Origin of the sequence: Mycobacterium kyorinense (genome assembly GCF_002101735.1) — a bacterium.
Taxonomy (GTDB): Bacteria; Actinomycetota; Actinomycetes; order Mycobacteriales; family Mycobacteriaceae; genus Mycobacterium; species Mycobacterium kyorinense.
Map to the genome: position 1 here is coordinate 1 of NZ_LQPE01000137.1, position 10,405 is coordinate 10,405.

The window sequence follows — 10,405 nt, forward strand, 5'->3', positions numbered from 1 at the left end:
GGGTCGACCTCATAGCCACCCACCAGGGGTCAGCCCCAGTTGCGGATATTCGTTTGCGCTGCGCCGTGGTAATTCTCATGCGCACCCACGGCGATACGACGCAGGTCGGCCAACGCCCGGCGCATCTCGGCCGCCCCCTCAGACCAGCGCTGCTGCGCACCGCCCTGGGCTTGCCCACCAGCACCGTCCCACCCAGTGCCCAACAACCGCTCGTGAGCCGTCACCTGAGCAGCTTGTCTTCCATATGCTGCCCGAACGCCGACATCCGCTCCGCGGCCGCCAACAACGCCGCCGGATCCACCCGGAAGGCACCCACCACTACACCCCCGCCCCGTCGATACCCGCCGCCCCTGCCTGATCGGTCTGCGCATACCGCGACGCGGCATCGGCCAACAACGCCGACATCGTCGTCAACCCCCCCAACACCTTCGACGCACCCTCATGCCATTCCCGCCACACCGCGTCGTACGACGACGACGCCTCGCCGGTCCAGGAGCCACCCAACAGTTTGCCGACTTCGTCGTCGATGGACCCCAGACCCGCACGCAACTCCTGGGCCACCGCGCCGAACTCCGCAGAAGCGTGAGCCAACAGCTCCGGAGTCACCCGCAATTCGGACATCGCACCTCCCCGCAACGAACGACCACAACACGCTACCCCACCCCCAAAACGCGAAGTGACACCAATTCGCAGGTAGTGTTGATCACACTTGCACCAGGGACAACGGCTGAGCGCGGCGCACGTCCCGAAAACCCCTATTGACTATGCAGTACCAGCGGTACACGATACTGGTTGTTCTATGTCTCAAACAGGGTGGATGCGCCCGCAGCACAACCGGGCCCCGAGCCGAAAGTTAGACCCATGAGCGCGGACGAACGAGATATCACCGGCAAAAAGATCGTGATCACCGGCGCGACGGACGGAATCGGCAAAGAGCTGGCGCGGGCCATGATCCGCCGTGGCGGGGACCTGACGCTGATCGCCCGCAATGCAAACAAAGCCGAGGCCGTCGCATCCGAACTCGGCGCAGAACCGGGAGCGCCGCAGCGGCCCGACGTCGTGGTGGCAGACCTTGCCGACCTGGGCGCCGTGCGGCGCGCAGCCGACCAGATCCACGATCAGTTGGACCGGATCGACGTGCTGGTGAACAACGCCGGCGCCCATTACATGTCTGCCCACCCGACGGTCGATGGCCTGGACCAGATGATGGTGACCAACCATCTGGGTCCGTTCCTGCTGACGAACTTGCTTCTCGATCTCCTCCAAAAGGCAGCGCCGTCGCGCATCGTGGTCACCGCGTCGGAGGCGCACCGCACCGGCGGACGGGTTGACCTCGACAAGCTCGCCGCACCAACGGAATACGGGGCGATCGGTTCGGAACGCCGCTACGGTCAGTCGAAATTGATGAACATCCTGTTCACGCAGGAGCTCGCGCGCCGTCTCGACGGCAGCGGAGTCACGGTGAATTGCTTTTGCCCCGGCGTCAACGCGACCGGCCTGGTCCGGGAAAGCCGCCTGTTGACCCGCGCAGCCGGCGTATTGTCTGCGACCCGGGTGATCCGGCGCCCGGAGGTCGGCGCCCGAATGGGTGTACGTCTGGTCGTCGATCCGGCACTGGAGAACGTGACCGGGCAGTTCTTTACCTCAACACCGGGGCTGCGCTACCTTCCCGCGGTGCGCGCCCGCCGGAATCGCGATTACCAGCGGCGGGCCTGGGAACGCAGCGCCGAACTGGTGGGCCTTTGACGACCAGAGCCTGACAGCAGGACAGCTCACCCCGGCAACACCGGCACGGCGCCGCCCACCATGAACGGCGCGACCCCCAACCAGCCTTGTGGACCTTCGGCGCCGGAGCCGGACAGCTGCAACACCCCGCGCGGATCGGCGACGTAGACCGTCGACGGGTTGGCCGCGATCGTCGACACCGGAAGCTGCAAATTGCCGCTCGGCGCATCGGAATTCACCCCGTCGAGGTTCACGTACGACACCGGATGCTGGGCGTCGGTGCGGCTCACCGCCAGGTCGTCACCGGTGCGCCAGGACAGCGACACCACCGACGATCCCAGCCCGAAGCCGAGCCGCCGCGGGAAGGTCAGCGCGAACTGGCCGGCCTGCGTCTGCTCGATGCTGGCCAGAATTACCTGGCCCTCGATCACCATCGCGGCCCGGGTCCCGTCGCGGGACAGCTGCAGCTCCGTGATCGCGCCCGGGAAACGACTCGACACTGCGGCCGAGTCCACCGGCATGCGCGCCGGCTGCCCCGACGCCGTCTCCTGAATCGCCCGCAGCACGTTGTTGCTGTCGGCCACTACCCACACCGCGTCGTCCAGTGACCAGCTGGGCCGCGAAAGACTATGTCCGTCAGCGGCTTGCACCGCCTCGCCGCCCAGATCGCCGATCCACAGCGACGCCTCCGCATCGGGCGCACCCGGCCGCAGCGTCACCACCGACGCCGCCCGGTGCCCGTTGCGCGACAGCGCCGCCGCACTCTGATTCGTCGGCCGCCCGAACGCGCCCGCCACCGGCGTGGAGCGCTGCCCGTCCAGCGACACCATCGCTCCGCCGACCAGCGCGTGCACACCGGCCGCCGCTCCTTCGTCCACACCCGGGTCGGTGGCGGCGACGTCCGAGGTCTTCCACCCGTCGACGAACCGGTCGTCCAGCGCGGCGCCGTCGGCGTTGATCACGTACGGGCCCTTGATATCTGCCCGCGCTAACGTCCAAATGATTTGTGCCGCAAGCAATTGCCGACTGTGTGGGTCGGCGACCGTTGGCGTCTCCAATTCGATCCGGGCCCCGCCGTAGCCGCGGCCCACACCGGTTTTGCCGCCGTCGGCGCGAGTCACCGGCCCGCGCAACCGCACCGGCGGGCCGAGCATGTTGTGCACTGCTTTCCCGATCTCCGGACGCGGGCCGGCGATCAGCTTGGAAACCAGCTCGGTCGCCAGCTGGTCCGGATCAGACACCGCGACGTAGCGCGGATCGGGAACCAAGGTCTTGCCCGTCGGGTCGGCGAAGTACAGCGTGTTGCGCTTATAGGTGGCCTGAAATTGCTGCCAGTCCAAGAACACTCCGTTGGGCAGGCGGTCGATGCGCCAGCCGCCGGGGGTCTTGACCAACTCGATCGGACCGGGATCGGGCAGCACGCCCTCGGCCGTCTCGAACACCCCCATATCCGACAGCGAGCCCAAGATGTCGGCCCGCATGGACACCGAAACCCGGTCGGTGCCACGGGTTTCCACGAACACCACGTGGTCGATCAGCAACGCGCTACCGGCGTCGTCCCAGGCGTTGGACGCCGACTGCGTGAGGAACTGCCGCGCAGCCAGGTGCCGGTTGGCGGGATCCGCTGTGGCCTTGAGGAATTCGCGCAGCAGCAGGTCGGGATCCATGCCCGGTGTCGGTTTGGGCAGGTTCGACGGCGCGGGCCGCTCGACGGTGCCGATGGCCTGCGGCGCCGACGAGCTGGGCACACCGGCACAGCCCGTCAGGACGGCCGCCACGAGCAACAGCGCGGCCAGCCGCCGCATCACGCGCCCCTTTCCGCGTGCTCGCGTTGGCGGACCTGACGTTCGTTGCGGTCGCGGTCAATGGGTTTCATCGGCAGCGGGCTGGTGGTGACCTTGTGCCCGCGCACCAGCGGCAGCGTCAGCCGGAAGCAGGCCCCCTTACCTGGTTCGCCCCACGCCTCCAGTCGGCCCTGGTGCAGCCGTGCGTCCTCGACGCTGATCGCCAAACCCAGCCCGGTCCCGCCGGATCGGCGTACCCGCGACGGGTCGGAGCGCCAGAACCGGCTGAACACCAGCTTCTCCTCGCCGGGCCGCAGCCCAACTCCGTAGTCGCGCACCGTGACTGCGACGGTGTCCTCGTCGGCGGCCATCCGGATCCGCACCGGCTTGCGCTCCGCGTGGTCGATGGCATTGGCGATCAGGTTCCGCAGAATGCGCTCGACGCGACGGGAGTCGACCTCGGCGATCACTTCCTCGGGCGGCATGTCGACGATCATCTTGACGCCGGCGTCCTCGGCCAGGTGGCCGACATTGCCCAGCGCACTGTTGACCGTGGAGCGCAAATCGACTGCCTCGACCGACAATTCGGCCACGCCGGCGTCGTGGCGGGAGATCTCCAGCAGGTCGTTGAGCAGGGTCTCGAAGCGGTCCAGTTCGTTGACCATCAATTCGGTGGAGCGCCGCAGCGCCGGATCGAGGTCCTCGCTGTGGTCGTAGATCAGATCGGCCGCCATGCGCACGGTGGTCAGCGGTGTGCGCAGCTCGTGGCTGACGTCGGAGGTGAACCGGCGCTGCAGGTTACCGAACTCCTCGAGTTGCGCGATCTGGCGCGACAGGCTTTCGGCCATGTCGTTGAACGACACCGCCAGCCGGGCCATGTCGTCCTCGCCGCGCACCGGCATCCGCTCGGACAGATGGCCTTCGGCGAACCGTTCAGCGGTGCGCGCGGCCGCCCGCACCGGCACCACCACCTGGCGGGAGACCAGCAGCGCAATCCCGGCCAGCAGCACCAGCAACACCACGCCGCCGGTGGTCATCGTGCCGCGCACCAGCGCGATCGTGCTCTGCTCGTTGGCCAGCGGGAAAATCAGGTACAGCTCCAGGTTCGTCACCCGCGACGACGCCGGGCTGCCGATCACCAGCGCCGGCCCGGAGAAGCCCTCGGTGTGCACGGTCGCGTACTGGTAGGCCACCTGCCCGGCCTTGACGAATTCGCGCAGCGCGCCGGGCAGTTGGTCGACGGGCCCGGCCGCGGCCGCCGGCCGGGGACCGTAACCGGGCACCACCAGCACCGCGTCGAACGCGCCGGCCGTCCCCGCGCCCGACGTCGGGTCGGTTTTGGACGTCAGCGTGTTGCGGGCCAGCTGCAGGCTGGAGTCCAGCGAGCGCGCCTCCTCGCCGCTGACGATGCCGCTGACCGTGCTGCGGGCCCGCTCGATCTGTTCGATGGCCGCGCGGACCTTCACGTCGAGCACCCGGTTGGTGACCTGGCTGGTCAGCACGAAGCCGAGCGCCAAGATGACGGCGAGGGACATTCCGAGAGTCAGTGCCACCACCCGCAGTTGCAGCGAACGGCGCCAGGCGACGGCTACGGCTCGACTCAACGCACTCATGCCCCGCATCAGTGGGCCAGACAGGCCCCAACGACCGCGAATGCGTCGCCGCGAGCCCCAGATCACGGGGGTCCGGCCTTGTATCCCACTCCTCGAACGGTCAGGACAACGGTCGGGTTCTCCGGGTCTTTTTCGACCTTGGCCCGCAGACGCTGGACATGCACGTTCACCAAGCGGGTGTCCGCTGGGTGACGGTATCCCCACACCTGTTCGAGCAGCACATCACGAGTAAACACCTGGCGGGGTTTGCGTGCCAGCGCCACCAGCAGGTCGAATTCCAGGGGCGTCAGCGAGATCTGCTCGCCGTTGCGGGTGACCTTGTGGGCGGGCACGTCGATGTCGACGTCGGCGATGGACAGCATCTCGGCGGGCTCGTCGTCGTTGCGGCGCAGCCGCGCCCGCACCCGGGCCACCAGCTCCTTGGGTTTGAAGGGCTTCATGATGTAGTCGTCGGCGCCCGACTCCAGGCCCAGCACCACGTCGACGGTGTCGGTCTTGGCGGTCAGCATGACGATCGGCACGCCGGAGTCCGCGCGCAGCACCCGGCACACGTCGATGCCGTTCATGCCGGGCAGCATCAGGTCCAGCAGCACCAGGTCGGGACGCAGCTCGCGCACTGCGGTGAGCGCCTGGGTGCCGTCACCGATGACCGCGGTGTCGAAACCTTCGCCGCGCAGCACGATGGTCAGCATCTCGGCCAGCGAAGCGTCGTCGTCGACGACGAGAATCCTTTGCCTCATGGTGTCCATGGTGTCACCAGTTCGCGACAAAACTCAGTTCCCACACCCGTGTTTCTTCCAGTTCAGCGGCCGCCCAGCCGGGCAGCAAGCTCCGCGGGGTCGACGTCGGCGTCCACCACCAGCCAGCGCCCGCCCCACTCGGCGGCGGCCAAGCCGGCGTACACGGCGCCGGTTCGACGCTGCAGGTCGTCGTCGCGTTCGTAGGAGTCGCGCTGTCGGCCGGCTTCCTGATCAGCCCGCCGCCGGGCGCGCTGGCTGGCCACTTCAGCCGAAACATCAAGGAGCACTTGGTAATCCGGCATGGGCAGGCCCAACCGCTGGTATTCCATCTCGTGCACCCAGGCCGCCACTTCGCCGTCGGCGTCCTGGTGCAGGCGGGCCGCGCTGTAGGCGGCGTTGGATGCCACATAGCGATCCAGGATGACGATGTCGTGGTCGCGGCACAGCCCGCGGATGTGCTCGACGGCGCCGGCGCGGTCCAACGCAAACAGCATCGCCATCGCATACACCGACGATGCGAGGTCGCCGTGCTGCCCGTGCAGCGCCTCGTGCGCGACGTCGGCGGCCACCGATTGCCCGTAGCGCGGGAACGCGCAGGCGGCCACCGACTTGCCGGCCGCCTCGAATGCTGCGCGCAACCCGTTCGACAGCGTCCGTTTGCCGGCGCCGTCGACGCCTTCGATCGCGATCAACACTGACGCGAGCCTATCTGCGTCGTCCGACGATTTGTGCATCTGCTGACCCGTCCGCTCGCGGCTCACTACACTCGGAGACCCCAATTCCCACAAAGAGGCACACAATGCGCAAACACCTCGCCGCGGTTCTCGGTGGTGTCCTCGCGGCCACCGCCATCGGCACCGCGCCGTTGGCCGCCGCCGACGAGAACAGCTACATCAACGCGCTCAACCGCGATGGCATCGGATTCACCAACCGCGGCTACGCATAGCAATGGGCAACGAGATATGTCGCGGCCTCGGCAGTGGGCTCTCACCGGACGACGTCGCCAACACGATCGTGCGCGCCGGCAACGCCCCCTACTCTGCCGCCCAAGCCAATCGGATCATCGCCGACGCGACAACGCACCTCTGCCCGGGTTAGCTTGTTAGCCGCCCCATTTGGCGGCTTCGGCTTGGTCGCGGGCCAGCATCGAGGTGGTGTTGGTCTCGTGCGTGCCGGCCATCGCGTGATAGGCCCGCACCAGATCGGCCATCGCCTGATTCCACTGCGCCTGCCACGCCTGATACGTCATCCCGGTATCGCCCTGCCACGCACCCGACAACGCCGCCTGCTCAGAGGCGATATCGGCACCCAACCCCTGCATCGTGGCGGCATAGGAGGCCATGTCCCCGGCATGGGCCAACATCGCCGGGTAGTTGTACATAATCTGCGACATCTGACAAACCCCTTTCGCTTAGAACCCGGTGTAGGTGGACGCCGCGGCGGCATCGGAGGCCACATACGTGCCCGCCGCATCACCCAAATTGGCCTGTGCCACATCCAGCAGCGCATTCACCTTCGCCGCCACCTCCACAAACCGCGCATGCGCGGCCTGAAACGCCGCCGCCGACTCCCCGACATGAAACGCCTGCGCCGACACCGCCTCCTGCTCGGCCTGACCAATCGTCGAGCGCATCAACCCCGCCTTGGCCGCAAACGCCGACTGCGACGCCACCAACTGCGGAATATGGGCATCCAACAAACTCATCACTTACATCCTTTCCTCGTCGACCACCCAGCTGCCCGGCACCATGGGAACCCTTGGGCCACCACCGAACTCACCACCTTCCAACGTCGCCAACCCAGCGGCCCGCTCCACCGCATCACGACGCACCGTCCCCGCGAAACCCAACGGACCGGCCCCCTGCTCCGATGCCACCGTCGGCTCGTAATCCATGTATTCGTAGCGGTGGCCGCGATCCATCGCCGCTGCCCGGCGGCGCCGTGCCCGCGCCTGTTCGCGAGCCGACGTGGCCGCGGGCGCTTCCGCGTCGACGTCCTTCGACGACGAATCCTTGGTTCCCCTGCGCGCGCGACTGCTCGCGCTGCTTTGGGCCGACAATCCCGCCGCACTCACCGCGTAGAAGCCTTCGGTCATTCCCGTGGTCGGACCGAAGCCGACTCCAGGCCCGCCGCCGGCTGGTCCCCCACCGCTGGGCATGGCCGAACTGGGCGTCGCCGCGCTCGACGTCGTCGGGGAATTGCTCACGCTTGTTTCGACGCCGGTCGCCGTCGACATCGCCGGCGCGGATCCCATTGGCGTCGGGGTGACCGCGACGGCCGGCAGGTCGGCCACCGGCGGGGCCGTCACGCCGGCGACTCCGGCCACGCCGGCCACCCCCGCCAGTCCCGCCAGACCGGCGACTGCTGCGCCGGCCACCGCCGGAACAGCGGCCATCAGCAATGCCGGAGCCGTCTGTGCGAGGGCAAGAACGAGCATCAAATTATGGAAGACGAACCAGGCAAGTGCAGAGGCGAGGACTGGTGAGATTCCGGGGATTTGGGAAAAGAACGGCAGAATTGTGCTGACGAATCCCATCGGGTCGATGGGATAGCCATTGGGAAAGAACAGCTTCGCCAGCGGATCGGCGAACCCCATGTTGTAGTTGGTTATCAGCTGCGCAAGCTGGTCCTGCCACGACGAACCACTGGTCGCCGCCGCAGTGGCTTGCCGTTGCGTGACGACCGATTGCGTTGTGGCGGAGGTGGCTTCACCGCCCGGCGCGACGATCTGCGGGGCCGGCACAGTCGGCGGGACGGCGGCCAGAGCCGATCCCGCAACGGCCTGATAGGTGCTCATCGTGGTGGCCGCTTGAACCCACATCCGTGCGTAGTCGGCTTCGTTCAGCGCAATCGGGATGGTGTTGATGCCGAAGAAGTTGGTCGCGACCAACGTCGCGTGCACAGCGTGATTGGCCGCGAGCTCCGCCCGGGTGGGCATGCTGGCCAGCGCGGCGGTATAGGCGCCGGCGGCCGTCTCGTGCTGAGTTGCCGCGACCGTGCTCTTCTCGGCACTGTCCAGCAGCCAACTCAGGTAGGGGCCGTGCGCCGCCACGTACTTTTCCGCGGTCGGACCTTCCCACACCGCCTGCGCGCCGGCCAGTATCGCGGTGAGTTCGTCTGCGGCAGAAGCGTATTCGGCGCTCAACGAGGACCATGCCCCGGCCGCCGCCAACAGCGACCCCGGCCCCGGGCCACTGCTCAGCAGCGACGAGTGGAGCTCCGGCGGGAAGGCCATCCAGATTGGCGCCGTCATCGCCCGCCGGCAACCAGGTACGACGACGCGGCCGCGGCGTCACCGGTGGCGTAGCTGGCGGCGGCCTGGCCGACACCGGCGCCGGACCGGCCCAGCTCCTCCACGCCCTGCGCAGCTGCGACGCCATGCTCGCTGCCGGACGCGCTGAAACCGACAGCCGTCTGCAGCGAGACCGGATCGATGGCGGGCGGCACCACCGCTGAAATCAGCGGGGCCGCACCGGCCTCCGCAGCAGCAAGCCGCGCTGTCAACGCTTCCACCGCAGCGCTTGCCGCGGTCAGGCCCTCGGGAACAACTTGCAGGGACACAGATACCTCTTTCGGTGATCAGTTCCGGTTGATCGTGCGTACCTACAAGTGGTCGGCGCGCAACGCGAATTAGTTCCCAGGGTTGCCTTTGTGCGGCGGCCGCGAATGCGCGACGATACAGCGATGCGGTGTGAGGTTGCGCGGGAAGCGCTGTCGGCAAGGTTGGATGGTGAGGCTGCGCAGGTGCCGGCCCAACGGGTCGACGCCCACCTGGGTTCGTGTCACGAGTGCCGTGATTGGCTGATCGGGGTGGCGGTGCAAACCCGTCGGCTGTCCTCGGTCGAGGCGGGCCGTGCACCGGACTTGGTCGAACAGATCATGGCGAGCGCCGGCGTGGCGCCGCTGCCGCCGTATCGCCGCTGGCTGCGGGAGCTGGCGTCGGACTACCGGCGGTGCGGGCTGGTTGCGGTGGGTGTGGTTCAGGTTGCGTTGGCACTGGCTCAAATCGCCGGAATCGACTTCGGCCTGGTGTCCCATCACGCGCATGGCGCCGCGACGGGGGCACACCTGCTGCACGAGTCCACGGCGTGGTTCCTGGCCTTGGGTGTGGCGATGATTGCCGCCGGCATCTGGACCGCCGCGGCGGTCGGCGTCGCGGCGATCGCCGGCGCGTTTGCGGTGGCGCTGCTCGGCTATGTGGCCGTCGACGCCTGCACCGGGCAGGTCACCGCGGCGCGCATCGCCAGCCACCTGCCGATGCTGATCGGCTTGGTGTTCGCGTTGCTGGTGGCCCGGGAGCGGGTTGGGTCGGCCAAGCCGGAGTCCGACGGCGGCGCCGAGGCGCCCGAGCTGGTGCTGACCCCACGTGCTCCGGCTGCGCGCCGTCGCGCCCACCTGTGGCCCGTCAACCGCTCTGCCGCCTGACGGTGCGATCTACGACGATGCGTCGTATTAAGGTGGGGTGGTCATGACACCCTCTGTGTCAACCTCAGAGCTGAAATCAGGCTGCTGCGGCGGCGCTGAGCGCGGGTTGGGCGCCGTT

General features: G+C 68.0%; 14 protein-coding genes. 4 read left to right on the top strand and 10 right to left on the bottom strand.

What is annotated here, in order from left to right; translation table 11 throughout:
• Window positions 1–29 precede the first annotated feature (29 nt).
• Both AWC14_RS16935 and AWC14_RS16940 read right to left on the bottom strand, forming a co-directional pair.
• On the bottom strand, window positions 30–224 hold the full coding sequence (locus AWC14_RS16935) for a WXG100 family type VII secretion target (protein WP_052425721.1): 195 nt from the start codon (window positions 222–224) through the stop codon (window positions 30–32).
• A gap of 94 nt (window positions 225–318) precedes the next feature.
• Complete coding sequence (locus tag AWC14_RS16940; RefSeq protein WP_052425630.1) at window positions 319–621, bottom strand: WXG100 family type VII secretion target; 303 nt, start codon at window positions 619–621, stop codon at window positions 319–321.
• Between the two features lie 240 nt (window positions 622–861).
• On the opposite strand from AWC14_RS16940, the gene AWC14_RS16945 reads away from it, so the two are divergent.
• Window positions 862–1,746 carry an SDR family NAD(P)-dependent oxidoreductase gene (locus tag AWC14_RS16945; RefSeq protein ID WP_045381466.1) on the top strand — a complete coding sequence of 295 codons (885 nt, stop codon included), beginning with the start codon at window positions 862–864 and terminating at the stop codon, window positions 1,744–1,746.
• 26 nt (window positions 1,747–1,772) lie between these two features.
• Here the strand turns inward: AWC14_RS16945 and lpqB are convergent, their stop codons facing one another.
• From lpqB to AWC14_RS16965, 4 genes are read right to left on the bottom strand one after another with little or no spacing between them, the layout of a single operon-like run.
• Window positions 1,773–3,530, bottom strand: coding sequence for an MtrAB system accessory lipoprotein LpqB (gene lpqB / locus AWC14_RS16950; protein WP_045381463.1), 1,758 nt, complete (start codon window positions 3,528–3,530; stop codon window positions 1,773–1,775).
• On the bottom strand, window positions 3,530–5,188 hold the full coding sequence (mtrB, locus tag AWC14_RS16955; protein ID WP_045381460.1) for an MtrAB system histidine kinase MtrB: 1,659 nt from the start codon (window positions 5,186–5,188) through the stop codon (window positions 3,530–3,532). The genes lpqB and mtrB overlap by 1 nt, the downstream gene beginning before the upstream one ends.
• Complete coding sequence (gene mtrA / locus AWC14_RS16960) at window positions 5,185–5,871, bottom strand: two-component system response regulator MtrA (RefSeq protein WP_015354856.1); 687 nt, start codon at window positions 5,869–5,871, stop codon at window positions 5,185–5,187. The genes mtrB and mtrA overlap by 4 nt, the downstream gene beginning before the upstream one ends.
• 53 nt (window positions 5,872–5,924) lie before the next feature.
• On the bottom strand, window positions 5,925–6,557 hold the full coding sequence (locus AWC14_RS16965; RefSeq protein ID WP_045381454.1) for a dTMP kinase: 633 nt from the start codon (window positions 6,555–6,557) through the stop codon (window positions 5,925–5,927).
• A 104-nt stretch (window positions 6,558–6,661) separates the two neighbouring features.
• Between AWC14_RS16965 and AWC14_RS28765 the strand changes: the two genes are divergently transcribed.
• On the top strand, window positions 6,662–6,808 hold the full coding sequence (locus AWC14_RS28765) for a hypothetical protein (protein ID WP_156419196.1): 147 nt from the start codon (window positions 6,662–6,664) through the stop codon (window positions 6,806–6,808).
• Between the two features lie 2 nt (window positions 6,809–6,810).
• Window positions 6,811–6,960 (top strand): DUF732 domain-containing protein, encoded by a 150-nt coding sequence (locus AWC14_RS30225; protein WP_081968213.1) that lies wholly within the window; start codon window positions 6,811–6,813, stop codon window positions 6,958–6,960.
• Window positions 6,961–6,964: 4 nt separating this feature from the next.
• Here the strand turns inward: AWC14_RS30225 and AWC14_RS16975 are convergent, their stop codons facing one another.
• From AWC14_RS16975 to AWC14_RS16990, 4 genes are read right to left on the bottom strand one after another with little or no spacing between them, the layout of a single operon-like run.
• Window positions 6,965–7,255 (bottom strand): WXG100 family type VII secretion target, encoded by a 291-nt coding sequence (locus AWC14_RS16975; RefSeq protein ID WP_045381451.1) that lies wholly within the window; start codon window positions 7,253–7,255, stop codon window positions 6,965–6,967.
• 18 nt (window positions 7,256–7,273) lie between these two features.
• On the bottom strand, window positions 7,274–7,567 hold the full coding sequence (gene esxG / locus AWC14_RS16980) for a type VII secretion system protein EsxG (protein WP_045381518.1): 294 nt from the start codon (window positions 7,565–7,567) through the stop codon (window positions 7,274–7,276).
• A gap of 3 nt (window positions 7,568–7,570) precedes the next feature.
• Window positions 7,571–9,115, bottom strand: a complete 1,545-nt coding sequence (locus tag AWC14_RS16985) for a PPE family protein (RefSeq protein WP_045381448.1) — start codon at window positions 9,113–9,115, stop codon at window positions 7,571–7,573.
• Window positions 9,112–9,423 carry a PE family protein gene (locus AWC14_RS16990; protein ID WP_045381446.1) on the bottom strand — a complete coding sequence of 104 codons (312 nt, stop codon included), beginning with the start codon at window positions 9,421–9,423 and terminating at the stop codon, window positions 9,112–9,114. The genes AWC14_RS16985 and AWC14_RS16990 overlap by 4 nt, the downstream gene beginning before the upstream one ends.
• Window positions 9,424–9,546: 123 nt before the next feature.
• On the opposite strand from AWC14_RS16990, the gene AWC14_RS16995 reads away from it, so the two are divergent.
• Entirely contained in the window at window positions 9,547–10,287 is a 741-nt protein-coding gene (locus AWC14_RS16995; protein ID WP_085241368.1) for a DUF2275 domain-containing protein, read from the top strand.
• Window positions 10,288–10,405 lie beyond the last annotated feature (118 nt).